At 65.8% G+C, this 25,224-nt stretch carries 24 protein-coding genes; 11 read left to right on the plus strand and 13 right to left on the minus strand.

Features of this window, described 5'->3' with window-relative positions; all coding sequences use genetic code 11:
• Positions 1–73: 73 nt before the first annotated feature.
• Positions 74–691 (minus strand): YqiA/YcfP family alpha/beta fold hydrolase, encoded by a 618-nt coding sequence (locus OVY01_RS17115; RefSeq protein WP_267848772.1) that lies wholly within the window; start codon positions 689–691, stop codon positions 74–76.
• Positions 688–2,172, minus strand: coding sequence for a UDP-N-acetylmuramate:L-alanyl-gamma-D-glutamyl-meso-diaminopimelate ligase (gene mpl / locus OVY01_RS17120; RefSeq protein WP_432422271.1), 1,485 nt, complete (start codon positions 2,170–2,172; stop codon positions 688–690). Before mpl ends, OVY01_RS17115 begins: the two co-directional genes overlap by 4 nt.
• Before the next feature lie 77 nt (positions 2,173–2,249).
• Here mpl and OVY01_RS17125 point away from each other — a divergent pair, with 77 nt between their 5' ends.
• The 7 genes from OVY01_RS17125 to OVY01_RS17155 all read left to right on the plus strand — a co-directional run bounded on the left by OVY01_RS17125 (position 2,250) and on the right by OVY01_RS17155 (position 8,325).
• Positions 2,250–2,945: a UDP-N-acetylmuramate--alanine ligase gene (locus tag OVY01_RS17125; protein ID WP_267848774.1), complete on the plus strand. Its 696-nt coding sequence runs from the start codon at positions 2,250–2,252 to the stop codon at positions 2,943–2,945.
• A gap of 52 nt (positions 2,946–2,997) precedes the next feature.
• Positions 2,998–3,504 (plus strand): TlpA family protein disulfide reductase, encoded by a 507-nt coding sequence (locus OVY01_RS17130; RefSeq protein WP_267848775.1) that lies wholly within the window; start codon positions 2,998–3,000, stop codon positions 3,502–3,504.
• Positions 3,505–3,860: 356 nt separating this feature from the next.
• On the plus strand, positions 3,861–4,310 hold the full coding sequence (gene accB, locus OVY01_RS17135; protein WP_267848776.1) for an acetyl-CoA carboxylase biotin carboxyl carrier protein: 450 nt from the start codon (positions 3,861–3,863) through the stop codon (positions 4,308–4,310).
• A gap of 96 nt (positions 4,311–4,406) precedes the next feature.
• Positions 4,407–5,783 carry an acetyl-CoA carboxylase biotin carboxylase subunit gene (gene accC / locus OVY01_RS17140; protein ID WP_267848777.1) on the plus strand — a complete coding sequence of 459 codons (1,377 nt, stop codon included), beginning with the start codon at positions 4,407–4,409 and terminating at the stop codon, positions 5,781–5,783.
• Entirely contained in the window at positions 5,780–6,715 is a 936-nt protein-coding gene (gene prmA, locus OVY01_RS17145) for a 50S ribosomal protein L11 methyltransferase (RefSeq protein WP_267848778.1), read from the plus strand. Before accC ends, prmA begins: the two co-directional genes overlap by 4 nt.
• 89 nt (positions 6,716–6,804) lie before the next feature.
• Complete coding sequence (locus tag OVY01_RS17150) at positions 6,805–7,752, plus strand: carbohydrate kinase family protein (protein WP_267848779.1); 948 nt, start codon at positions 6,805–6,807, stop codon at positions 7,750–7,752.
• Positions 7,753–7,815: 63 nt separating this feature from the next.
• Positions 7,816–8,325 carry an outer membrane lipoprotein gene (locus tag OVY01_RS17155; protein WP_267848780.1) on the plus strand — a complete coding sequence of 170 codons (510 nt, stop codon included), beginning with the start codon at positions 7,816–7,818 and terminating at the stop codon, positions 8,323–8,325.
• A 162-nt stretch (positions 8,326–8,487) separates the two neighbouring features.
• Here OVY01_RS17155 and OVY01_RS17160 read toward each other — a convergent pair whose 3' ends face one another.
• The 6 genes from OVY01_RS17160 to OVY01_RS17185 all read right to left on the minus strand — a co-directional run bounded on the left by OVY01_RS17160 (position 8,488) and on the right by OVY01_RS17185 (position 16,510).
• Positions 8,488–9,198 carry a histone H1 gene (locus OVY01_RS17160; RefSeq protein WP_267848883.1) on the minus strand — a complete coding sequence of 237 codons (711 nt, stop codon included), beginning with the start codon at positions 9,196–9,198 and terminating at the stop codon, positions 8,488–8,490.
• 428 nt (positions 9,199–9,626) lie between these two features.
• Entirely contained in the window at positions 9,627–10,880 is a 1,254-nt protein-coding gene (locus OVY01_RS17165; protein ID WP_267848781.1) for a ribonucleotide-diphosphate reductase subunit beta, read from the minus strand.
• A 175-nt stretch (positions 10,881–11,055) separates the two neighbouring features.
• The gene (locus OVY01_RS17170) at positions 11,056–13,983 is read right to left on the minus strand and encodes a ribonucleoside-diphosphate reductase subunit alpha (RefSeq protein ID WP_432422275.1); all 2,928 of its coding nucleotides are present in this window, start codon (positions 13,981–13,983) and stop codon (positions 11,056–11,058) included.
• Positions 13,984–14,504: 521 nt separating this feature from the next.
• On the minus strand, positions 14,505–15,092 hold the full coding sequence (gene ampD / locus OVY01_RS17175) for a 1,6-anhydro-N-acetylmuramyl-L-alanine amidase AmpD (protein WP_267848884.1): 588 nt from the start codon (positions 15,090–15,092) through the stop codon (positions 14,505–14,507).
• Between the two features lie 86 nt (positions 15,093–15,178).
• Positions 15,179–15,457 carry a PP0621 family protein gene (locus OVY01_RS17180; protein ID WP_267848783.1) on the minus strand — a complete coding sequence of 93 codons (279 nt, stop codon included), beginning with the start codon at positions 15,455–15,457 and terminating at the stop codon, positions 15,179–15,181.
• An 81-nt stretch (positions 15,458–15,538) separates the two neighbouring features.
• Positions 15,539–16,510 carry a cytochrome C assembly family protein gene (locus tag OVY01_RS17185; RefSeq protein WP_267848784.1) on the minus strand — a complete coding sequence of 324 codons (972 nt, stop codon included), beginning with the start codon at positions 16,508–16,510 and terminating at the stop codon, positions 15,539–15,541.
• Between the two features lie 123 nt (positions 16,511–16,633).
• On the opposite strand from OVY01_RS17185, the gene ffh reads away from it, so the two are divergent.
• The gene (ffh, locus tag OVY01_RS17190) at positions 16,634–18,001 is read left to right on the plus strand and encodes a signal recognition particle protein (protein WP_267848785.1); all 1,368 of its coding nucleotides are present in this window, start codon (positions 16,634–16,636) and stop codon (positions 17,999–18,001) included.
• Between the two features lie 85 nt (positions 18,002–18,086).
• Complete coding sequence (locus OVY01_RS17195) at positions 18,087–18,632, plus strand: hypoxanthine-guanine phosphoribosyltransferase (protein ID WP_267848786.1); 546 nt, start codon at positions 18,087–18,089, stop codon at positions 18,630–18,632.
• Between the two features lie 82 nt (positions 18,633–18,714).
• Here OVY01_RS17195 and OVY01_RS17200 read toward each other — a convergent pair whose 3' ends face one another.
• Positions 18,715–20,475: a proline--tRNA ligase gene (locus OVY01_RS17200; protein WP_267848787.1), complete on the minus strand. Its 1,761-nt coding sequence runs from the start codon at positions 20,473–20,475 to the stop codon at positions 18,715–18,717.
• A 138-nt stretch (positions 20,476–20,613) separates the two neighbouring features.
• Here OVY01_RS17200 and OVY01_RS17205 point away from each other — a divergent pair, with 138 nt between their 5' ends.
• Together OVY01_RS17205 and OVY01_RS17210 are read left to right on the plus strand one after the other, a co-directional pair.
• Complete coding sequence (locus OVY01_RS17205) at positions 20,614–21,333, plus strand: RNA pyrophosphohydrolase (RefSeq protein WP_267848885.1); 720 nt, start codon at positions 20,614–20,616, stop codon at positions 21,331–21,333.
• A gap of 16 nt (positions 21,334–21,349) precedes the next feature.
• Positions 21,350–21,949, plus strand: a complete 600-nt coding sequence (locus tag OVY01_RS17210; RefSeq protein ID WP_267848788.1) for a CNP1-like family protein — start codon at positions 21,350–21,352, stop codon at positions 21,947–21,949.
• A 77-nt stretch (positions 21,950–22,026) separates the two neighbouring features.
• On the opposite strand, the gene proB is transcribed toward OVY01_RS17210, so the two are convergent.
• The 4 genes from proB to rplU form a co-directional block, all read right to left on the minus strand.
• A complete protein-coding gene (gene proB / locus OVY01_RS17215; RefSeq protein WP_267848789.1) occupies positions 22,027–23,145 on the minus strand; it encodes a glutamate 5-kinase in 1,119 nt (372 codons plus the stop codon).
• Positions 23,146–23,241: 96 nt separating this feature from the next.
• Positions 23,242–24,396: an Obg family GTPase CgtA gene (gene cgtA, locus OVY01_RS17220; protein WP_267848790.1), complete on the minus strand. Its 1,155-nt coding sequence runs from the start codon at positions 24,394–24,396 to the stop codon at positions 23,242–23,244.
• Positions 24,397–24,505: 109 nt separating this feature from the next.
• The gene (gene rpmA, locus OVY01_RS17225) at positions 24,506–24,772 is read right to left on the minus strand and encodes a 50S ribosomal protein L27 (protein ID WP_267848791.1); all 267 of its coding nucleotides are present in this window, start codon (positions 24,770–24,772) and stop codon (positions 24,506–24,508) included.
• 64 nt (positions 24,773–24,836) lie between these two features.
• Positions 24,837–25,148, minus strand: a complete 312-nt coding sequence (gene rplU, locus OVY01_RS17230; protein ID WP_267848792.1) for a 50S ribosomal protein L21 — start codon at positions 25,146–25,148, stop codon at positions 24,837–24,839.
• Positions 25,149–25,224 lie beyond the last annotated feature (76 nt).

Raw genomic sequence — 25,224 nt, forward strand, 5'->3', positions numbered from 1 at the left:
CGATTGTGTCGGCCGCGCCGCGCCTTTCGACGCCCGCATGGCCCCGTCCCTGTCCGAAGGGTGTCGTGCACTTCTACGGGCCGGCGCCGTCGTTCAGCGCCCCGTCGTCCGCCGCGCCCTCGCCCGCCACGCCGCAGAACGCGAGCACCCCGTCCAGATAGGCGTCGAAATCACTGATCCCATGGTTGCTGCCGTCGATGAGCGTGGTCGCCACGTCCGGGTATTTCCGCAGCATGTTGCGATAGTCGAGCACCTGATCGCCGGTGGCCGCCACCAGATAGTACCGTTGCGGCAACGTGATCGCCGGCACCCGCAACGCGCGCAACTCGTCCAGATGCCGCCGTTCGACGATGATCGAGCCGCCGCCATGCCATAGCGTCTGCTCGCCGAGAAAGGCATCGAGCGTTTCATCCGGCGCGGTGGCCGGGTTCAGCAGCACCGCGCGGCAGCCGTAACGCTCGGCCAGCCAGGTCGCGTAGAAGCCGCCCAGCGAGCTGCCGATCAGGGACAGCGAGGCCGGCGGCGTCGCGCCGATGATCGACTGCGCGAGTCGGATCGCCTCGTACGGGCTGACGGGCAGTTGCGGACAGCGCCAGTCGTTCGCCCGCTCCAGCAGCGCCAGACGCCCGGCGAGGCGCCGCGCCTTGAAAGAGTGCGGCGACGACCGGAAGCCGTGCAGATAGAGGATCAATGGTGCTCCCGGCCCGACAGCGCGTCGAGCAGCTTCTGGTGCACACCGCCGAAACCACCGTTGCTCATCACCAGGATCTGGTCGCCCGGGCGCGCCTGCGCCGCCACCGCCGCCACGAGTTGCTTCAGGTCGTCGAAGGCCCGTGCCCGTTCGCCCAGCGGCGCCAGCGCACCGGCCAGGTCCCAGTCGAGGACCCCCCGTCCGCTGGGCGCGTGATACGCATAGACCTGCTCCGCGTCCCGCAGGCTCTCGGACAGCGCCGCCTTCATCACGCCGAGCTTCATCGTGTTCGAACGCGGTTCGAGTACCGCCAGGATGCGCCCCTTGCCGGCGATGCGCGCGCGCAGTCCGGCGATGGTCGTACGGATCGCCGTCGGGTGATGCGCGAAATCGTCGTAGACGGTGATGCCGTCGATGCTGCCGCGCACTTCCATGCGCCGCCGCACGCCCTTGAAGCGGCCCAGCGCCGCGGCCGCCGCCACCGGGGTCATGCCGACATGGCGCGCCGCGGCGATGGCGGCCAACGCGTTCAGCGTATTGTGCTCGCCCTGCAGCGCCCAATCCACTTCGCCGGCCGGCCCGAACTGCCACTCGACGGCGAAGCGGCCATCGCCAGCCGGTTGGGCTGCATGCGGTTGGGCCGCATGCGGTTGGGCCGGCCCCGGCACCGGCACCGCATCCCACCCTCCGGCCACGCCGAAACGTTCCACCTCGCTCCAGCAGCCCCGCTCCAGCACCGCGTCGAGCGCTTTTTCGCGCCCGTTCGCGACGATGCGCCCGATGCGCGGCACGGTGCGCACGAGGTGGTGAAACTGGGTCTGAATGGCCGCCAGATCCGCAAAGATGTCGGCGTGATCGAACTCCAGATTGTTCAGGATCACCGTGCGCGGCCGGTAATGCACGAACTTCGAGCGTTTGTCGAAGAACGCCGTATCGTACTCGTCGGCCTCGATCACGAAGAAATTCGACGCCGTGAGGCGCGCGGACACACCGAAATCGACCGGCACCCCGCCGATCAGGAAACCCGGCTCCAGGCCGGCTTCCTCGAGCAGATACGCGAGCATCGCCGTGGTCGTGGTCTTGCCATGGGTCCCCGCCACGGCCAGCACCCACTTGCCCGCGAGCACGTGCTCGGCCAGCCATTGCGGGCCGGAGACGTACGGCAGGCCGAGATCGAGAATCGCCTCCATCAGCGGGTTGCCGCGCGTCACGACATTGCCGACGACGAAGAGATCGGCGCCGATCGACGCCTGGCCCGCGTCGAAGCCCTCGATGAGGTCGATGCCCTGCGCTTCGAGCTGCGTGCTCATCGGCGGATAGACGCCCGCGTCGCAGCCGGTGACGCGATGTCCCGCCTGACGCGCCAGCACCGCGACGCCGCCCATGAAAGTACCGCAAATACCGAGGATGTGAATGTGCATGATCTGGCGTACCGAGGATTGAGCGCATTGTACCCGAGCGCCGTTGCACGCCACCGCCACGCGCCACCGTCGCGGCGGCCGACGCCGCCACCCGCGTGCCCGGCGGAAGCCGCGGCGTTCTCGGGTATCATGGCCCGATGGCACGCAAACCTTCACTCGACCCCTGGCGCGTCCGTGACGAAATCGCCACGACCGCCGCCAGGATGATCGCCGAGGACGGCCTGGACTTCGCCAGCGCGAAGCGCAAGGCCGCCCGCCAGATCATCGGCGACATCCGCGTCGCCGGCGAATGGCTACCCGACAACGAGCACATCGAAAACGAAGTGCGCGAATACCAGGCGATCTTCCAGTCCGATAGCCAGCCGGCGATCCTGCGCAGCCTGCGCCGCATCGCGCTGGGCTGGATGGAGCGGCTCGCCGCATTCGACCCCTATCTGACCGGCGCGGTATGGAACGGCACCGCGGGCGCGCACTCCGACATCCAGCTTCAGTTGTTCTCCGACGCCGGCAAGGACGTCGCGATCTTTCTGTTGAACGCGCATATCGACTACGAAGTCTCGGAGACCCGGCACTTCGCCGGCCGCGACGACGTCGAGACGCTCAGCTTCATGGCGCGCGGCGACGGCGAGGTCGGAATGGCCGGCATCCATCTCGCGCTCTACGGCGAAACGGATCTGCGCGGCGCGCTGCGGGCCGATGCCCGGGGGCGCGCGCCGCGCGCGGGGCTGCGTGCGGTCGCCGAACTGGTGGCGGCCGACACCGCGGCCGAAATGGCCGATACCGCGGGCGACCCCGCCGCGGGCCATCCGGCGGCCGCGCCGTCGGACCGCTAGGATCATGCGGGCGAGGGTGTCGACGCACGCGTACCTGGCCAGGGGCCTGGCCATGCTCATGCTGGCCCTGAGCCTCGCCGGCCTGGCGCGTATTGCACCAGCCGGCGCGGCCGAAACGCCGGCGCTGGCGCCGGCCGGTTTCTTCGACGCACCCTATCCGCAATCCGGTGGCGCATCGCGCTCGCTGGCCGGCTATCGCGGCAAGGTCGTCGTCGTCAATTTCTGGGCATCGTGGTGCGGCCCCTGCGTGCGCGAGATGCCGGCGCTCTCCGCCCTGTCCCGTCAGTACGCCGCGCGCGGTGTGCGTTTCGTCGGTATCGGTGTGGACAGCGACGCCAATATCGCCGCGTTTTTGAGAAAAGTGACGGTCGCCTACCCGGTGCATGTCGCCGGTGCGGGCGGTGCGGACCTTGCCCGCGAGATGGGCGATACGGTCGGCGGCCTGCCCTACACCGTATTGATCGATGCAACGGGCCGCATTCGCTGGACGAAGCTGGGCGGTGTCGACATGAAGCAACTATCCGCCGCGCTCGACGACCTGCATCCGGCGGCGCGATAACGGGCATGGGCAGGCGATAAATCGGTGACGTTTCCCCGGCGTATTTGCTTTCGCTGGACAAATTCGAATAATCGGCGGTAAAGTCGCCCAATTTCGCGAAAACGGCGTGCTGCGCGAGTGCCGTTCCGTCGCCAAGAAATGCGTGAGAAAAACGCGAGGAATGCGCTGGGAATGCGCTGGGAATGCGCCTACCGACCCCTCTCCCCCCTGTTCGCCCGCTGGCCGGACGGGGTGTGGAATCGGGTCGTTCGGCGTGTCCGACAGCTGGGCAGAGGCGCCGCGTTCCCGTGCCGTTGTGGCTCAAGGTGACGCGCTACCATGCCGTTACAGCATTAAGAACTGAATGGAGCTTGACGATGGATCTACGTAAACTGAAGACATTGATCGACCTGGTAGCGGAGTCGAGCATTTCCGAACTCGAAATCACGGAAGGCGAAGGCCGGGTCCGTATCGTCAAGAATTCGGCCCCGCAGTACGCGCCGGCCGCCCCGAGCGTGCAGTACATGCCGGCGCCCCAGGCGCCGGACGCGAGCGCCGTCGCGCCGGCCGCCGCCGCGCCCGCCGTGCCGCAAGGCCATATCGTCACCTCGCCGATGGTCGGCAGCTTCTACCGTGCACCATCGCCGGGCGCCGAGGCGTTCGCGCAGGTGGGCGACACCGTCAAGGAAGGCCAGACCATCTGCATCATCGAGGCGATGAAGCTGCTCAACGAGATCGAGGCCGATAAAAGCGGCGTCATCAAGGAAGTGCTTGTCGAAAACGGTCAGGCGGTCGAATATGGCCAACCGCTTTTCGTCATCGGTTAATTCGGTCGTCAGCGATCGGCCAACGTCACCGGCATCGGCTTTTGCTTCGCGACGCCGACTGCTGTCCGCTCCCGCCCTCAGCTACGACCCTCTGATATGTTCGAAAAAATCCTCATTGCCAACCGGGGCGAGATCGCGCTTCGCATCCAGCGCGCTTGCCGTGAACTCGGCGTCAAAACCGTCGTCGTCTACTCGGAAGCCGACAAGGAAGCGAAATACGTGCGGCTCGCCGACGAAGCGGTCTGCATCGGCCCCGCGCCGTCGGCACTCAGCTACCTGAACATGCCCGCGCTGATCAGCGCGGCCGAAGTCACCGACGCCGAAGCCATTCATCCTGGCTACGGTTTCCTGTCGGAAAACGCCGATTTCGCCGAGCGCGTCGAGCAATCGGGCTTCACCTTCATCGGTCCGCGTCCGGAAACCATCCGCCTGATGGGCGACAAGGTGTCGGCGAAGCAGGCCATGATCAAGGCCGGCGTGCCGTGCGTGCCGGGTTCGGAAGGCGCGCTGCCGGAAGACCCGAAGGAGATCGTCAAGATCGCCCGTCAGGTGGGCTATCCGGTCATCATCAAGGCGGCCGGCGGCGGCGGCGGACGCGGCATGCGCGTCGTGCATACCGAGGCTGCGCTGGTCAACGCGGTGAACATGACCCGCGAGGAAGCCGGACGGGCGTTCGGCAATCCCGAAGTCTATATGGAGAAGTTCCTCGAGAATCCGCGCCACGTCGAGATCCAGATCATGGCGGACTCGTTTCGCAATGCGATCTGGCTGGGCGAGCGCGACTGCTCGATGCAGCGTCGCCACCAGAAGGTCATCGAGGAAGCGCCGGCGCCGGCCATCGCCCGTCGCCTGGTCGAGCGCATCGGCGAGCGCTGCGCGGATGCCTGCAAGAAAATGGGCTATCGCGGTGCCGGCACGTTCGAGTTCCTCTACGAGAACAACGAGTTCTACTTCATCGAGATGAACACGCGGGTGCAGGTCGAACATCCGGTTACCGAGATGATCACCGGCATCGATATCGTTCAGGAACAGATCCGCGTCGCCGCGGGGGAGAAGCTGCGCTTCCGGCAAAAGGACGTGGTGCTGCGCGGTCACGCGATCGAATGCCGGATCAACGCCGAAGACCCGCACAAGTTCACGCCGTCGCCGGGCCGCATCACCTCGTGGCATCCGCCGGGCGGCCCCGGGATTCGCGTCGATTCGCATGCGTACGACGGTTACTTCGTGCCGTCGAATTACGACTCGATGATCGGCAAGGTCATCGCCTACGGGACGACCCGCGAGCAGGCGATCCGCCGCATGCAGATCGCGCTCTCGGAGATGGTCGTCGAGGGCATCAAGACGAACATCCCGCTGCACCGCGAACTGATGCTCGATGCGAAATTCATCGAGGGCGGCACCAGCATTCATTACCTGGAAGAACGCCTGGCGCAGCTGCAGCAGGCGGCAACCGGCGTCGCGCCCAAATCGTGAGCTATCGCGAACTGGTCGCGGACACCGCGCGCGACGACGCCGAGGCCCTCTCCGACGCACTGATGGAACTGGGCGCGCTGTCGGTCTCGATCGAGGACGCCGACGCGAACACGCCGGACGAACAACCCGTGTTCGGCGAGCCGGGCATGATGGCCGGGCCGCGCACCTGGCACCACTCGCGCATCGTCGCGCTGCTCGCGCCCGAGCAGGACGCGGGCGTGCTGCTCAACGCGGCCGCCAACCAATTGGGACTGGCGGTCCCCACGTTCGAGACCCGCGAGGTCGAGGATCAGGACTGGGTGCGGCTGACGCAGTCGCAATTCGAGCCGATTCCCATCGGCGAGCGCATCTGGGTCGTACCCTCGTGGCACGCCGCGCCCGATCCTCAGGCGCTGATCCTGGAGCTGGACCCGGGCCTGGCCTTCGGTACCGGCAGCCATCCGACCACACGCCTCTGCATGGAATGGATCGAACGGCACGTGCCGGCGCATGCGCGGGAGCACACCCCGGGCGGCGCCAGCGTGCTCGACTACGGTTGCGGCTCCGGCATCCTCGCGATCCTCGCCAGCAAGTGCGGCGCGGGCGAGGTGGTCGGCATCGACATCGATCCCCAGGCGGTGACGACCGCGAACGACAATGCGCTGCGCAACCGCGTCGCCGGTCCCCATCTGCGTTTCGGCCTGCCCGACGACTGCCCGGACGGAAGCTTCGACATCGTCGTCGCCAACATCCTGTCGAACCCGCTGAAAGTGCTGGCGTCGATGCTCTGCGCGCGCGTCGCGCCGGGCGGACGGATCGCCCTCTCCGGCGTGCTGGCCCGACAGGCCGACGAGGTCGCGGCCGCGTACGCGCCATGGATCGACGTCACCGTCTGGCGCGAACACGAAGGCTGGGTCTGCCTGAGCGGCCTGCGCCGCGCGGCCGTCCCCTGAACCCTGAACCCCGGCAGCCTGCTGGCCCGCGACGGCGTCGGCCAGCGGCAACGCGCTTCCACCGACCCACCGACTCATAGGACATCGCCATGGCCTCGCTCATCTGCGGCTCTCTCGCCTACGACAACATCATGACCTTCGAGGGACGCTTCGCCGAGCACATCCTTCCGGAGCAGGTGCATATCCTGAACGTCAGCTTCCTGGTGCCGACGATGCGCCAGGAATTCGGCGGCTGCGCGGGCAACATCGCCTATAGCCTGAAAATGCTGGGCGGCGACCCCCGCATCATGGGCACGCTGGGCAGCATCGACGGCCAGCGCTATCTCGACCGCTTCGCGCAGTTGGGACTCGCGCACGACCATGTACGGCTGATCGACGGCACGAGCACCGCGCAGGCGATGGTCACGACCGACCTCGACAACAACCAGATCACCGCCTTTCACCCGGGCGCGATGATGCAGTCGCACGTCAACGAGGTGAGCGCCGCCAGCGGCATCGCGCTGGGCATCGTGGCCCCCGACGGCGCCGAAGGCATGCGTTCGCACTGCGAGCAATTCGCCGCGGCCGGCACACCGTTTATTTTCGACCCGGGTCAGGGCCTGCCCCTGTTCGACGGCGCCGCGCTGCGCCGGATGATTGAACTCTCGACCTTCGTCACGGTCAACGACTACGAAGCCAAACTGATCTGCAACAAGACCGGCTGGTCGATCGAAGACATCGCCGCGCAGACGAAGGCGCTGATCGTCACGCGGGGCGAGCTGGGGGCGTTGATCTACCATGACGGTATCTGCGAAGAGATCCCGGCGGTCAAGGCAACCCAGGTGGTCGACCCGACGGGTTGCGGCGATGCTTTCCGTGGCGGCCTGTTGTACGGCATCGAGAATGGCCTCGACTGGCCCACCACCGGCCGGCTGGCCAGTCTGATGGGCGCGTTGAAGATCGCGACGCAGGGCCCGCAGAATTACTGGCTGGAACGCGCCGGGATTGATGAGCATTTCAAACGCGCTTTCGGTTACGATTTCCGCAGCGCGCACTAGAAGATGTTGGGCATCCAAGCCCGCACATCGGGCGCGGACTCGACGAGCAATGGAGAGTTTCGAATGGCAAGCAAATCTTTTTTGGGGACGGGGCCGACCGCGTCTCGGCTGAGCGCGTCGGTGCTGAGCGCGGCGGCGATCGCCGTGCTCGTCGTGCTGCAGGGCTGCGCCGGGCCGGGCGCATCGGCCGACGCCTACACCGTCTCGCAGGCACAGCGTGAACAGACCGTGCGTCTGGCCACCGTCGAGACCGTGCGGGCCGTGAAACTGAGTTCGGGCGATACCAGCGGTCTGGGCCTGGTCGGCGGCGGCGCGGTGGGCGCGGTGGCGGGCAGCGCGCTGGGCGGCGGGCGCGGTTCGCTGCTGACCGGCATCATCGGCGGCATTGCCGGCGCCGTGGCCGGCAATGCCGTGGAAAAGGGCGTGGAAACCGGCAATGGCGTCGAGATCACCGTGCGCCTGGACAATGGCGACCTGCGGGCGATCACCCAAAACGCCAGCGGCGAAGTCTTTCGGGCAGGCGAACGCGTGCGGCTGCTGACCAGCGGCGGCATCACGCGCGTCACGCACTGAAATCCGATGCCGCAAAAGGAAACCCGCGTCGCCATTGGCGAACGCGGGTTTCTTTTCGACCTTCATCCGGTATCCTGCCCCCTGCCGTCCCCTCGGCCGTGGACACGGCGCATGGCGCACCGCAGTCCGCCGCGCACCACGGCGAGGACCGTCGGATAACGCTCAGGAAGGCTTGGTCGTCGGGAACGGCCAGGCTGCGGCGGGGCTCAACGCCGTCTTGACCGTCGGAACGGCCGCGGACGCCGACGTGGCGCCCGGAGCCGGATGCGCCGGGCTGGAGGCCGTTTTCGCGGCCGCCTTCTTGCTTGCCGCCGTCTTGCGCGCGGGCGCCGGCTGTGTCGTCACGGACGGGGTTGCCGGAGCGGCCTTTTGCACGCCGGCCTTCTTCGTGGCGGGCGTGGACTTCTTCGCCGCCGCAGGCGCGGAAGTGACGGGCGCGGTTTTCGCTGCGACCTTCTTCGCCGCCGCCTTCTTCGCCGGTACCGCCTTCTTCGCGGCCACGGTCTTCACAGGTGCCGTCTTCGCACCGGCCTTCTTCGCCGGGGCGGGCGCCGCCTTCTTGGCCGCGACTTTCTTGGCCGCTACTTTCTTCGCGGGAATGCTCTTCACGGCGACCTTCTTCGCCGCGACCTTCTTGGCGGCAACCTTCGTCGTGGCGGTCTTCGTCGACGCGACCGGCGTCTTCGCGGCGCTCACTTTCTTCGCAGCGACCTTCTTCGTCGCGACGCTCTTTGTCGTCGCGCTCTTCGGGGCCGCCTTGGTCACGGTCGTGGCTTTCTTCGCGGCAACCGTCTTGGTGCTGGTACTGGCCTTTTTTGCAGCCGACGGCGCTGCGCTCTTCGTTGCGGCAGGTTTCTTCTTGGCGGTAGCCATTGTTTTCTCCTTCAGTTTTCGGATGAGAGTCGAAGCAGCACCCTTCGTCAAAAACCCGCCAGCGCGCTGCGCAACCAACACACAGCGCATCCGGCGAGCTATTCATCGGCGCACGCATGCATGCCTGTCTGCGCCAATGAATGCGGCAGGGCGCACGTCACTCCTGAAAGTAACGTGCGCCCGAAATGCGATCAGTGACCGGTCGCCGGATCGCTCCAGCAACCTTCTGCACCCGCCACCCGCGTCGATCGCGAATATGCGGCGGATGCATCCGGCGGGTGCGATCCACTCCCGCCTTGCCCCACCGAAGGGTCCTGCCAGTGCCTGTCGTCTTCATCATGGGCCTGTCGGCCGCGCCAGGCACTCTGCATCACATAACCTGATTCCTCACGCTACGAAATGGTGAACAGCAAGCATCGTTCCCAGCATCATTCCCAGTTGAGCGCGCCGCCGGTCTGATACTCGATGACCCGCGTCTCGAAGAAGTTGCGCTCCTTCTTCAGGTCGATCATTTCGCTCATCCACGGGAACGGATTCTCCTCGTTCGGATAGAGCTGATCCAGACCGATCTGGATGCAGCGGCGATTGCAGATGAAGCGCAGATAGCCCTTGAACATCGACGCATTCAGGCCCAACACGCCGCGCGGCATCGTGTCCTCAGCATACCGATACTCGAGCTCGACTGCACGCTTGAAATGCTCGGTGATTTCCGCCCGGAAGGCCGCCGTCCACAATTCAGGATTCTCGAGCTTGATCTGGTTGATCAGATCGATGCCGAAGTTGCAGTGCATCGACTCGTCACGCAGGATGTACTGGTACTGCTCGGCGGCACCGGTCATCTTGTTCTGGCGTCCCATCGCCAGGATCTGCGTGAAACCGACGTAGAAGAACAATCCCTCCATCACACATGCGAACATGATCAGCGACTTCAGCAACTGCTGGTCGGTTTCGAGCGTCCCGGTCTTGAATGCCGGATCGGTCAGCGTATCGATGAACGGCAGCAGGAACTCGTCCTTCGCGCGAATCGAATCCACTTCGTGATACGCATTGAAGATCTCCGCTTCGTCCAGCCCCAGCGATTCGACGATGTACTGGTACGCATGCGTGTGGATCGCCTCCTCGAACGCCTGGCGCAGCAGGTACTGACGGCATTCCGGCGCGGTGATGTGACGGTACGTGCCCAACACGATGTTGTTGGCCGCGAGCGAATCGGCGGTCACGAAGAAGCCGAGGTTGCGCTTGATGATGCGGCGCTCGTCGTCGGTCAGACCGTTCGGATCCTTCCATAGCCCGATGTCCCGGGACATGTTCACTTCCTGGGGCATCCAGTGGTTCGCGCAACCGGCCAGATACTTTTCCCAAGCCCACTTGTACTTGAACGGCACCAGTTGATTGACGTCGGTCTTGCCGTTGATGATGCGCTTGTCTGCGACGTTCACGCGGCCGGCGACGCTCGGTGCCGGGCTGGTCGCGGCGGGAGCGGAAGGAGCTGGCACGGGAGCAGCGGGGGCCGCGGCGCCGACAGGCGTTTTCGCGATATCGGGCGCGAAGGCGGCGGGCGCGGCGGCGGCTTGCACCTGGGGACGCGCCGCGACCGGTGCGGCGGCAGTGCTGCGCGCCGGCGCTTCCGGGGTATCGGCATGCGCAGGCGCAGCGGAGATTTCTTCATCCCAGTTGAGCATCGGTTCTCACCATTTATTCAAGACGGGTTTTACCATTTTTTGCCGGGCGACAAAAGCGGCGCCGGGCAAAAACACGTTTTCTTTCAGGGTGGCGCGCGATGCGCGACGTCACCCTTGTGCGCCCGGGATCCGGCCGCTTGCCGGCGGCGCCGGTTCCCGGTGCGCGCCATCGCCATCACTGGCAGGCTTCGCATTCCTCGAAACCGTCATCGCCCGGGCGCAGCATGCAGGCGGGACCATCGATATCGCCGGTCGCGGCCGCCACGGGCACCGCGGTGCCCAGGACCGAACCGCTGGAAATCGTCGTGCCCGGCGCCGCGCCGTTCGCCGCCGCGCCGTTCGCCGCCGCGCCGTCATCGCGACCGCTCGGCACCGAGTTCAATGCACCGTGCGCGACGGTCGATTTCTCGACGTGCGTGGCCGCCATCGTACGCAGGTAATAGGTAGTCTTCAGACCGCGAATCCATGCGTGCTTGTAGACATCGTCGAGCTTCTTGCCCGATACGCCGGCCATGTAGATGTTCAGCGACTGCGCCTGATCGATCCACTTCTGACGGCGCGATGCCGCCTCGACCAGCCACATCGCGTCCACCTCGAAGGCCGTCGCGTACAGCGCGCGCAGGTCCGCCGGGATGCGATCGATGCGCGACAGCGTGCCATCGAAGTACTTCAGGTCCGATACCATCACCTCGTCCCACATGCCGCGCGACTTCAAGTCCCGCACCAGGTATTCGTTGACGACGGTGAACTCGCCCGAAAGGTTCGACTTCACGTACAGGTTCTGGAAGGTCGGCTCGATGCAGGCCGATACCCCGATGATGTTCGAGATCGTCGCCGTCGGGGCGATCGCCACGCAGTTCGAGTTGCGCATGCCGAACCGGGCGACGCGCTCGCGCAGCGGCGTCCAGTCCATTTTGCTCGACATATCGACCTCGACATAGCCGCCCCGCTCCTCGGCCAGCAGCTTGACCGAGTCCTGCGGCAGGATGCCCCGGCTCCACAACGACCCCGGATAGCTCGCGTATTGCCCGCGCTCCTCGGCGAGTTGCGTGGAGGCGTAGTACGCGTAGTAACAGACCGCTTCCATCGCGGTATCGGCGAACTCGACCGCCTGCTGCGACGCGTACGGTACGCGCTGGACATGCAGGCAATCCTGGAAGCCCATGATGCCCAGGCCCACCGGGCGATGCTTGAGGTTCGAGTTGCGCGCCTTCTTTACCGCGTAGTAGTTGATGTCGATCACGTTGTCCAGCATCCGCATCGCGGTGCTGATCGTGCGCTGCAGCTTCTCGTGATCGAGCTGCACGACGCCGTCGACGCTCTTCAGGTGCGCGACCAGGTTCACCGAACCCAGGTTACAGACCGCGATCTCGTCCGGCCCCGTGTTGAGCGTGATCTCGGTGCACAGATTCGACGAGTGGACGACGCCGGTATGCTGCTGCGGCGAGCGGATGTTGCACGGGTCCTTGAAGGTGATCCACGGGTGACCGGTCTCGAACAGCATGCCCAGCATCTTGCGCCATAGCTGGCTGGCAGGCAGCTTCTTGAACAGCTTGATCTCGCCGCGCGCCACTTTCTCTTCATAGCCGAGATAGGCGGTCTCGAACGCCGCGCCGTACTTGTCGTGCAGATCCGGGCAGGTCGACGGCGAGAACAGCGTCCAGTCGCCGTTCTCCATCACGCGCTTCATGAACAGGTCGGGAACCCAGTTCGCGGTGTTCATGTCGTGCGTGCGACGGCGATCGTCGCCGGTGTTCTTGCGCAGTTCCAGGAACTCCTCGATGTCGAGGTGCCAGGTTTCCAGGTACGCGCAGACCGCGCCCTTGCGCTTGCCGCCCTGGTTGACGGCGACGGCCGTGTCGTTGACGACCTTTAGGAACGGCACCACGCCCTGCGACTTGCCGTTCGTGCCCTTGATGTGCGAACCCAGCGCGCGCACCGGCGTCCAGTCGTTGCCCAGACCGCCGGCGAACTTCGACAGCAGCGCGTTTTCCTTCAGCGCCTCGTAAATGTCCTCGAGGTCGTCGCCGACCGTGGTCAGATAGCACGACGACAGCTGCGAACGCCGCGTGCCCGAGTTGAACAGCGTCGGCGTCGAGCTCATGAAGTCGAAATTCGACAGCACGTTGTAGAACTCGATCGCGCGCGCCTCGCGATCCTTTTCCTCCAGCGCCAGGCCCATCGCCACGCGCATGAAGAATGCCTGCGGCATTTCGATGCGCTGGCCATCGTGATGCAGGAAGTAGCGGTCGTACAAGGTCTGCAGACCCAGATAACCGAACTGGAAATCGCGGCTCGCGTCCAGCGCCGCGGCAAGGCGCGGCACATCGTACTGGAGCAGTTTCTCGTCGAGCAGTTCGGCTTCGACGCCACGCTTCAGGAAACGCGGGAAGTATTCCGCGTAACGTCCCGTCATCTGTTCCTGCGTGACTTCGCCACCCAGGATCTCGCGGCGGATCGTATGCAGCAGGATGCGGGCGGTGACCTGGCTATACGCCGGGTCCTGCTCGATCATCGTGCGCGAGGCCAGCACCGCCGACTCGTACACCTGGCTCATCGGCACGCCGTCGTACAGGTTCTTCACGGTCTCGGTGAGGATCGGCTCGGGCGACACTGCCGCGCCGAGGTCCGCGCAGGCCGAGGCGATCAGGCCATGCAGCGCCGCCATGTTCAGCGGGCCGCGGTAGTCGCCGTCGACGACATTGATAGACGATTCGGGGTGCACGGGCAGCGCGCTGGCGCGCTCCTGCGAGCGCTTCTCCCGGTACAGCACATAAGCGCGGGCGACGTTGTGTTCCCCGGCGCGCATCAGCGAGAGTTCGACCTGATCCTGAATGTCCTCGATATGGAAGGTCCCGCCGTTCGGCCGGCTGCGCAACAGCGCACGGACGACGTCGCGCGTGAGCTGGTCGACCAGTTCGCGCACGCGCGCCGACGCAGCGCCCTGCCCGCCGTTGACGGCGAGAAAGGCCTTCGTGACCGCGACCGCGATTTTCGACGGCTCGAACGATACCACGCTACCGTTGCGGCGGATCACCTTGTGATCCGGATAGGTCGCCGCCGACGGCGTGCCATCGGCGGGCAGTGCGCCCTGCGGGGACATATCGCGTAGCGAGGTCGTTGCGTTCTCGGTCGATTGCATATGAAAACTCCTGGTCTGGTCGCGGCGCTGAGCCGTCGAATGCGAATGGAGGAAGCCGGCTGCGGGTGCTTCGAATGGCGTCCGGTGCGACGCGTCCTGACAAAAACGTCGCCAGGGAGCAGACCGTCACACGAAGAGCATCGCCCGCAGCGTGCCGCCTCTTGCAAGCCGCGGTTCCCGGCACGGCCGGCCGCGGCTGATATGAATTCGTACGGATGATGCCTGTGGCCGACCTGTTTCCGGCAAGCCACCGTGCGGCTGGATGATTGCGTAAATACCACTACATGTAGTACTTATCCTTCCCAACGGCACCAAGTATAGTGGCCTTCGCCGGCTGCGGAAAGCGCTATATTTGTTTTCCGGGCCTTGACAAACGGCTTCCCGACGCGCCTTTGACGTGCCGGCAGGCATCTCTTTTTTTGACATTTTCGAGGGTGCCGCCAGGCAACGAATTTGCCCGTTCCAGGCGCCCAGAGCGGGCGTCAGGGGTTCCGCATCGGCAGGGCATGGTCCGGGAGCATGGCCGCCGTCGCATACCCGTCCCAGTCGAAATACGGACCCGGATCGGTCTTGCGCCCCGGCGCAATGTCGGCATGCCCGACGATGGCGTCGATTGGGTGCCGCGCGCGCAGCGACATCGTCAGGGACGCGAGAGTAGCATATTGCAGCGCGGTGAACGCGAGGTCGTCGGACCCCTCGAGTTCGATGCCGATCGAGAAATCGTTGCACCCCTCGCGGCCGGCAAAGGCGGATACGCCCGCATGCCAGGCACGCTCGAGCGTCGACACGAACTGCAGCAGGTCGCCGTCGCGGGTGATCAGGAAGTGGGACGACACCCGCAGCCCGCGAATCGTCCGATAGAACGGATGTGCGTCGAAATCGAGGGTGTTGGTAAACAGCGACGTAATGTCATCACCGCCAAAGCATCCGGGCGGCAGACTGATATTGTGGATGACGAGCAAGGTGGGCAGGACGCCGTCCGGCCGCAGGTTGGCGTTGGGAGAGTGCACGATGCGCGCGCCGCTCACCCACCCCGCTGCGTCGACGACCGGCGCGTCCACCTGCTGCACCGCCGCCGCGGCAACAGGCGTATCCGGCGCCGAAGGCACGGCGCCGCCGCTTCCGGCAGCCACGTCGACGGGTCCGACGCCCGGCATCAAGTCTGCCGATCGGCGCGCTCGCCGCCGACGTACCGTCGCGCGTGCTCGTCGTTGCAGAAATGGCGGCGGTGCAGCGCCACCGTATCGCTGCGTGGCGAATGGGCGCCGCAATAGGCGCAACTCACCATCGGCTCGACGAGCTGCGGCGCGCCGCGCGCGGTCCCGCCGGCGGCGGCGCTTTGCTCGGCCGCCGCGCGCAGGACCGCGGTTCTCGCGCGTTGCCAGAACCAGTAACCGGCCCCCAATAGAACGATCCAGAACACAATACGCGACATGGCAGCGAAACCGTCAAAAGAAAGGGTGATGGATGACCGGCGGTACCCATCAAGGGTGACCGTTCCCGGCCGGGTCCGGCATCAGACGACCGAGCGGTGCAGCAGAACCTCCAGCACGAAACGGCTGCCGACATAGGCGAGCAGCAGCGCGAGGAACGATGCCAGCACCCAGCGCAACGCGGCGCGCCCCCGCCAGCCATAAATGCGCCGCCCCAGGACCAATCCGCCAAACATGAACCAGGACAGGATCGCGAACACCGTCTTGTGGTCAAACCGCAACAGACGATCCAGCAATTGCTCGGAAAAGAGAAACCCGCTCAGCAGGGTCAGCGTCAGCAGCACGAAGCCGGCGCTGATCAGGCGAAACAGCAGCTTCTCCATGGTCAGAAGCGGCGGCAGGGTTTCCAGCCAGCCGCCCAGCCAGCTGGGGCCCGAATCCGGCACCGAGAGACTCGCACCTCGCACGCCCCCCGTTCCCGCCCGCACGGCTTGCCGCGACGCGTGCAGGCGGCGCTCGACCAGCAGCATCAGGAAAGCGTGCAGCGCGGCGAGCGTCAGCAGCCCGTACGCGACGTTGGCGATCAGGAAATGCACCTTGAAAAGCGGATCGGCCGCGTAGCTCATCACCCGCACGCCGCCGAACACCCCGGGCAGCAGCGACGCGACGCCGGCCAGCGGCAGCACCAGCAGGCCCAGGCCTTCCAGCGGAAAGAAAAAACTTTCGATGAGGTAGATGCCGGCGCCCAGCCACAGCATCGCCGACAGCGAGAACGCGAAACCGAAGACCATGCTGTCGGCTGGAAAAATCGTCGCGTGCAGCAACGCTCCGTGCGCGAACAGCGCCAGCAGCAGCACGAGCCGTGCCGCGGGCAACGACACGCCGCCGCGGCCCGCGGCCAGCGACGGCCGGCGCGGCGTGTCGCCCGCGCCGCCGCTCGCAACCGGGCGCACGCCCGCGATATCGAGCGCCGGCCGGCGCCGATAGGCATACCAGGCGGCAATCGAAAGCCCGCCATATAGAAGCGCCGTCACCGCGTACAGTACAATTATCATATTCGAAGTTTACACCACGGCCGGATTACATTCGAGGGGTCGCCGCGCGGATCGTGCGCGGACGGCGCAGCGCCCCCGAATGTATAGCAGATCCGCCGATACCTGCCTCGTGACTCCCCGGACATGCTCGACAATCTAACTCAACGAATGGCCCGCGTCGTCAAGACGCTGCGCGGCGAAGCCCGGCTCACCGAAGCCAATACCCAGGAGATGCTGCGCGAGGTCCGTCTCGCGCTGCTGGAGGCCGACGTCGCGCTGCCGGTGGTGCGCGAATTTGTCGCGAAGATCAAGGAAAAGGCCCTCGGCGAGGAAGTGGTGGGCAGCCTGTCGCCCGGCCAGGCGCTGGTCGCGGTGGTGCAGCGCGAGCTGACGGCGATGATCGGCGGCGACTACGAAGGCAAGGCCGCCGAACTGAATCTGGCCGTGGCGCCTCCCGCGATCATCCTGATGGCCGGCCTGCAGGGCGCGGGCAAGACCACCACGGTGGGCAAGCTCGCGAAACTGCTGCGCGAGAAGTACAAGAAAAAGGTGCTGACCGTCTCCGCCGACGTCTACCGCCCGGCCGCCATCGCGCAGTTGCAGACCGTCACCGAACAGGTCGGCGCGGACTTCTTCCCGTCCACTCCGGACCAGAAACCGGTCGACATCGCCCGGGCCGCCGTCGACTGGGCGCGGCGTCACTATCACGACGTGCTGATCGTCGATACCGCCGGGCGGCTGGGCATCGACGAAGCGATGATGATCGAGATCGGCGCGCTGCATGCGGCGATCAACCCGTCCGAGACGCTCTTCGTCGTCGACGCGATGCTGGGCCAGGACGCGATCAACACCGCGAAGGCGTTCAACGACGCCCTGCCGCTGACCGGGGTGGTGCTCACCAAGCTCGACGGCGACTCGCGTGGCGGCGCGGCGCTGTCGGTGCGGCACGTGACCGGACGCCCGATCAAGTTCGTCGGCGTCGGCGAGAAGCTCGACGGTCTCGAAGTTTTCCATCCGGACCGCATGGCCAGCCGGATCCTCGGCATGGGCGACATTCTGGCGCTGGTCGAGGACGCGCAGCGCGGCGTCGACGTCAAGGCCGCGCAGAAGCTGGCCGACAAGGTCAAGAAAGGCGGCGACTTCGACCTGAACGATTTCCGCGCGCAGTTGACGCAGATGAAAAGCATGGGCGGGCTGTCGACGATGCTCGACAAACTGCCCGCGCAGTTCCAGGCCGCGGCCGGCAAGGCCGACATGGGCCAGGCGGAGAAACAGATGCGCCGCATGGAAGGCATCATCAACTCGATGACGCCCGGCGAACGCGCGAAGCCCGAGCTGATCAAGGCCAGCCGCAAGCGGCGCATCGCCGTGGGCGCGGGCGTGCAGGTCCAGGAAGTGAACCGGATGCTCGCGCAGTACGATCAGATGCGCGGCATGATGAAGAAACTCAAGGGCGGCAATCTCGCGAAGATGATGCGCGGCATGAAAGGCATGATGCCCGGCATGCGCTGAGCCGCCGCGCCGGCCGCCGTGCCGGCGCGCCTTGCGCTACCCCTCGTTTATTTACCCCTCCACTCAACCAGCTGAGCCCCTGTCAATGAACCGCGAAGAAGCGCTCGACATTTTCAAGAAATCCGAGGAAATCGTCTCGGCCGAGGCGGTCACCGCCGCCATCGACCGGATGGCCGAGGCGATTCGCGCGGAGGTCGGCGAGACGTTCCCGTTGCTGCTGTCGGTGATGGGCGGCGCGGCGGTATTCACCGGCATGTTGCTGCCGAAGCTCGATTTCGCGCTGGAATTCGACTACATCCACCTGACCCGTTACCGGAACGCCACCGCGGGCGGCGAGATGCAGTGGCGCGTCGCGCCGGCCGAATCGGTCAAGGACCGTGTCGTACTGGTGCTCGACGACATCCTGGACGAGGGCGAGACGATGGCGACGATTCGCGACCGCATCATGGCGATGGGCGCGACACGCTTCATGAGCGCCGTGTTGTGCGAAAAGCGCCTGACGCAGTCCAAGCCCCTGAAGCCCGATTTCTGCGGCTTCGAAGTCCCGGACCGCTACGTCTTCGGCTGCGGAATGGACGCACGCGGCTACTGGCGCAACCTGCCGGCGATCCGCGCGCTGCTCGACGCCTGAGTCCGCGCCGCCCGCGTGCGCAGGCCGGGCGGTGGCGGTCCGCCGCGCCGGCACCCGGCGGCGCAGCGGACCGTTCGCGCCGTCAGGCGGCCGCGCCGCGCGCTTCCTGGAGACGCGCGATCAGCAGCCGATCGGCCTCGGCGACCGGCAACAAGGTGGCCTCGGCGTCGCGGCGTCCCTGATATTCGACCTTGCCGTCCTTCAGTCCTCGGTCGCCGATCACCAGGCGGTGCGGCACGCCGATCAACTCCCAATCGGCGAACATCACGCCGGGCCGCTCGCCGCGGTCGTCCAGCACCACGTCCACGCCCGCAGCCAACAGCGCCGCGTACACGCGGTCGGCCTCGGTGCGCACCGTTTCGCTGCGGTCATATCCCATCGGGCAGATCACCACCTCGAACGGCGCAATCGACGTCGGCCAGATGATGCCGCGCGCGTCGTAGTTCTGCTCGATCGCCGCGCCGAGGATACGCGTCACGCCGATGCCGTAACAGCCCATCTGCAAAGGCTGCGGCTTGCCCGCCTCGTCCAGGTACGTCGCGCTCATCGCCTCGGAATACTTGGTGCCAAGCTGGAACACGTGGCCGACCTCGATACCGCGGCATAGTTCGATCGTCCCCCGGCCATCGGGCGAGGGGTCGCCCGCGACGACGTTGCGTAGGTCCGCGACGTCCGGCTCGGGCAGATCCCTTCCCCAGTTAACGCCGGTGAAATGGAAATCGGCTTCGTTCGCGCCGCAGACGAAATCGCTCATCCTCGCCACCGTGCGGTCGACCAGCAGCTTGACCGGCTTGCGGGTCGCGATCGGCCCCAGATAGCCGGGCGGCGTGCCGAAATGCTCGACGATCTCCGCCTCGGTCGCGAACCGTGCGCCGCCGAGCCCGGGCAGCTTGAAGGCCTTGACCTCGTTGAGCGAATGATCGCCGCGCAGCAACAGCATCCAGATCTGCGTGTGGACCGCGGCGTCGGGCGTCGCGCCGGGCTGGTCGACCGCGAGCACGATGGATTTGACGGTGCGCTCGAGCGGCAGGCCGAGCAGTTCGGCGACGGCCTCGCATTTCGCCCGGCCGGGCGTCGACGTCTTCGTCAACGCCGCGTCCGCCGCGCCGCGCGCCGGCAGCAGCGGCAAGGCCTCCGCCGCCTCGACGTTGGCGGCGAAATCGGACGTCGGACAAAAAGCGATCGCATCCTCGCCGGTGTCGGCGATGACGTGGAATTCATGCGAACCGGAGCCGCCGATCGATCCGTTGTCGGCCTCCACCGCGCGGAAACGCAGACCGAGGCGCGTGAAGATCCGCACATAGGCATCGTACATCCGCTGATACGAGGCCTTCAGGCCGTCGGTATCGCGATCGAACGAATACGCATCCTTCATGATGAACTCGCGCCCCCGCATCACGCCGAAACGCGGGCGGATCTCGTCGCGGAATTTCGTCTGGATCTGGTAGAAATTCACCGGCAGCTGGCGATAGCTGCGGATCTCGCGCCGCGCGACGTCGGTGATCACTTCTTCGTGCGTCGGGCCGACGACGAACTCGCGCTGATGACGGTCCTTGAAGCGCAGCAACTCCGGGCCGTACTGCTCCCACCGCCCGGATTCCTGCCACAACTCCGCGGGCTGCACCGCCGGCAGGAGCACTTCGAGCGCGCCGGCCGCGTCCATTTCTTCACGCACGATCTTCTCGACCTTGCGGATCGCGCGCAGGCCGATCGGCAAATAATCGTAGATACCGCCCGCCACGCGGCGAATCATGCCCGCCCGCATCATCAACTGATGACTGACGATTTCGGCGTCCGCAGGCGCTTCCTTGAGGGTGCCGATGAAAAAACGCGAGGCTTTCATTCATTCCGTTCCGAAAAAACGCGACGCCGGCGGCCGGGGCCGCATGCCCGCTCGGGCCTGCGCGGCCAGAGCGGGGTATCAAGCGTGCATATATCTGTTTATAATCAAAGCAATTTTAAAGGATTCGAAGGTGGTTGTATGCTGGATCGTGAAGGCTTTCGCCCGAACGTCGGCATCGTGCTGCTGAACGCGCGCAATGAGGTGTTCTGGGGCAAGCGCTTGCGTGAGCATTCCTGGCAGTTTCCGCAGGGCGGAATCAAATTCGGCGAGACGCCCGTCCAGGCGATGTATCGGGAGTTGCATGAAGAAGTCGGCTTGAAGCCGGAGCATGTGAAGGTCATCGGACGAACGCGCGACTGGCTGCGTTACGAGGTGCCCGACAGATTCATCCGGCGCGAGATTCGCGGCCATTATCGTGGTCAGAAACAGATATGGTTTCTGCTGCGCATGGTCGGGCGGGACTGCGACATCTGTCTTCGCGCGACCACTCATCCCGAGTTCGACGCATGGCGCTGGAACAGCTATTGGGTGCCGCTCGACGCGGTGATCGAGTTCAAACGGGACGTGTATCATCTCGCGCTGACCGAGCTGTCGCGCTTCGTCCGTCGCGCGCAGGCGAAGGAGGAGCCGGAACTGACCGTCACGGTCAGCGGCACGCATGTGCTCGTCACGCCGGACGGCGTGGTGACGGTTGCGACGTCGACCATAACGACGCTGTCGTCCGCGCCGCCCTTGCCTGGGCCCGAGTCCGGGTTCGGGCCGCCGGCGCCTTTGCCCGGCGCCCCGCCCGGCCCGGCATCCAGCCAGGACGAGGAAACGGTGGCGCCCGGACGACTCCCGCCGATCGTCCATGAATAATGAGGAAATACACAGCGTGATAACACTGCAGCGGTCCATCGCCCGCCTCGCGGGCGCGGCGACCCTCGTCGCCGCGCTCTGCGCCCTGTCCGATACGGCATGGTCGCAGGCGCAACTCCCGCCTGTCGACAAATCGGACAGCAACGGCAACAGTCTCGTCGACATGCTGTTCGATCGGCAATCCGACTGGAAGGAAGGCCCGGTCGACTCCCTGCCGGCGCTACCGTCGAACGGCAATCTGCTGCCCTTCGACCTGTCCCAGCGTTCGGGCATGAAATACATGATCGACGGCAAATCGGTCAGCGTCGGCGCGGACGGCGTGGTGCGCTACACCGTCGTGATAGACAGCCCGTCGGGCACGCGCAATATCCGCTACGAGGGGATGCATTGCGCGTCCTACCGTTGGCGTCTGTATTCGGGCACGAATTCGGAAGGCACCGCCTGGGACAATGCGTCCACCGACTGGGCGCGGATCGAGGACAGCGCGCTCAACGGCTATCACGGCACGCTGTACAACAATTACTTCTGCGATAACAAGGTGCCGGCGAAGGCGTCGAACATCGTGCAGAACATCCGTTACGGCCGCTCGCTGCGCGCGCAGGATTACCGCAACTGACATGCGACCGCCGCTGGCGTGCCGGCCCGGCCTGATGAACGCGCCGGGCCCGGCACGTCCCGTGAAACCCGCATTTTCTAGACGACCACCAGATTGTCGCGGTGAATCAGCTCCGGCTCCAGCATATAGCCGAGCAGCGCCTCGATTTCCTGGCTGGGGTGGCGCAGGATGCGTTGCGCTTCCTGACTGCTGTAGTGCGTGATGCCGCGCGCGAGTTCGCGGCCCTGCTCGTCGATGCAGGCGATCACGTCGCCGCGGCCGAAACTCCCCTGAACGGAGACGACGCCGATCGGCAGCAGGCTCTTGCCCTCCTCGACCAGCTTGCGGCATGCGCCGGCGTCGATGACCACATGCCCGCGCAATTGCAGGTGATCGGCCATCCATTGCTTGCGCGCGGCCAGCCGCGCGGTGCGCGCGACCAGTTGCGTACCGACCGCTTCGCCGGCCGCGAGTCGCGGCAACACGTCGGGCTCTCGCCCACTCGCGATGACGGTGGTGGCGCCGCCATGCGCCGCCCGTTTCGCCGCCAGGATCTTCGTCAGCATGCCCCCGCGGCCGATGTGCGACCCGGTGCCCCCGGCCATGGCCTCCAGCGCCGGGTCGCCCGCATCGGCCTCGCGCACCAGCGTGGCGTGCGCGTCCTTGCGCGGATCGGCGGTATAGAGACCGGTCTGATCGGTCAGGATCACCAGCACGTCCCCTTCGATCAGATTCGCCACCAGCGCGCCGAGCGTATCGTTGTCGCCGAAACGGATCTCGTCGGTGACCACCGTGTCGTTTTCGTTGATGATCGGCACCACACCGAGCCGAAGGAGGGTCGTCAGCGTGGACCGCGCATTCAGGTAGCGCTCGCGATCGGCCAGGTCCGCATGGGTCAGCAGGATTTGCGCGGTACGGATGTCGTGGGCCGCGAAACAGCTCTCGTAGACCTGCACCAGACCCATCTGCCCGACCGCGGCAGCGGCCTGCAACTCGTGTATCTCGCGCGGACGCTGGGTCCAGCCGAGCCGTTGCATGCCCTCGGCGATCGCGCCGGAGCTGACCAGCACCACGTCCTTGCCGCTGCGGCGCAACGCGGCGATCTGCGCCGCCCAGCGGCCGATGGCGGCCCGGTCCAGCCCCCGGCCGTCGTCGGTCACGAGACTGGAGCCCACTTTCACGACAAGCCTTTTCGCGTTTTCGACAACCGAGCGCATCCGGCGATTCTCCTCGAAGCGGTCCTGGGAATGATGGGGCTGGCGGCCGCCCGCGCCTTGATGGGACTGGCGGCCGGCCGCGCCTTGGCGAACCGTCTACTCGCGGAAACGCGGATCCGTCACCGGTTGCTCGGCGGCCGGCTCACGGAAACGCGGATCCGTCACGGGCTTCTCGGCGGGCTGCTCGCGGAAACGCGGATCCGCCGCCAGTTGCTCGGCATCCTCCTCGCGGCTGGCGGCGCCGTGCGCGACCAGATGATCGTAGATCGCGTAGATCAGCCCCTCGCACCCTTCGCCGCTCAATGCCGAGATCTCGAAGATCGGGCCCTCCCAGCCAAAGCGCGCCTTGAAATCGTCGATGCGTGCCGCCCGCTCCTCCTCGCCCAGCATGTCGACCTTGTTCAGCACCAGCCAGCGCGCCTTGTCGTAGAGGGCCTCGTCGTACTTGCGCAGTTCGTTGACGATCGCCTTCGCCTCCACGACCGGGTCGACGTTCGCATCGAAAGGGGCGATGTCGACGATATGCAGCAGCAGACCGGTGCGCTGCAGATGACGCAGGAACTGGTGGCCGAGCCCGGCGCCCTCGGCGGCGCCTTCGATCAGGCCGGGGATATCCGCGACGACGAAACTCTTGCTGGCCGCCACCCGCACGACGCCGAGATTCGGCGCGAGCGTCGTGAACGGGTAGTCGGCGATCTTCGGCCGCGCGTTCGAGATCGAGGCGATGAAGGTCGATTTGCCGGCGTTCGGCATGCCCAGCAGGCCGACATCGGCCAGCACCTTCAGTTCGAGCTTGACCATGCGCTTCTCGCCCGGCACGCCGTCGGTCTTCTGGCGCGGCGCGCGGTTGGTGCTCGACTTGAAGTGAATGTTGCCCAGGCCGCCGGCGCCGCCCTTGACGATCGTCACGACCTGATTGTGCTCGGTCAGATCGGCGATCAGCTCGCCGGTGTCCATGTCGGTGATCGTCGTGCCGACCGGCATGCGCAGATGGATGTCCTCGCCGCCCTTGCCGTAGCAGTCCGCGCCGCGGCCGTTCTCGCCGCGCCGCGCCAGATGCTTGCGGGCGTAGCGATAGTCGATCAGGGTATTGATATTGCGGTCGGCGACGGCATAGACGCTGCCGCCGCGGCCACCGTCGCCGCCGTCCGGGCCGCCGAAGGGCACGAATTTCTCGCGACGCATCGAGGCGCTGCCGTTGCCGCCATCGCCGGCCAGGACCTCGATTCTTGCTTCATCAATGAATTTCATCGTTCTGTCCAGTGGGAGGGGCCTACCGTCAACGCTACGGTTGCCAGGTCATAAACAAAAAAGCCCCGCGACGAGCGGGGCCTTCGACGACGCCGAGGGCGGAAGCCCGTCAGGCCGCTGCAACCGGAAGCACGTTCACGAACTGCTTCTTTCCCGCGCCCTTCACGGCGAACTGCACATGGCCGTCGGCCAGTGCGAACAGCGTGTGGTCCTTGCCGATGCCGACATTGCTGCCGGCATGGACGCGCGTGCCGCGCTGACGGATGATGATGCCGCCCGCGTTGATCGCCTGGCCGCCGTACACCTTCACGCCGAGGCGCTTGGATTCCGAATCGCGGCCATTGCGGGATGACCCGCCTGCTTTTTTGTGTGCCATGTTTGAACTCCTAGGCGTCTTTCACGCCATTGACGAAACTGTGTGGACGAGCGGCGGCGGCTGGTCAGCCGTCGATCGACTCGATACGCAGTTGCGTGTAATTCTGACGATGGCCAGCGTGCTTCTGGTAGTGCTTGCGGCGGCGCATCTTGAAAATCGTCACTTTGTCGTGACGTCCGTGGGCAATGACAGTCGCCTTGACGGAAGCCCCACCGACCAGCGGCGTACCGAACTTAATCGATTCGCCCTCGCCTACCGCGAGCACCTGGTCGAGCGTGATTTCAGCGCCAATGTCTGCCGGTATCTGTTCTACTTTCAATTTTTCGCCGACGACAACTTTATGCTGCTTGCCCCCGGTTTTTATGACCGCGTACATTGTTGAACCTCACTCTTGATTCATGATACTGGCGCCCGAAAACGCCAGGAATCCCACGCACAACGCGCGGAAACGG

The organism is Robbsia betulipollinis (assembly GCF_026624755.1).
GTDB lineage: Bacteria > Pseudomonadota > Gammaproteobacteria > Burkholderiales > Burkholderiaceae > Robbsia > Robbsia betulipollinis.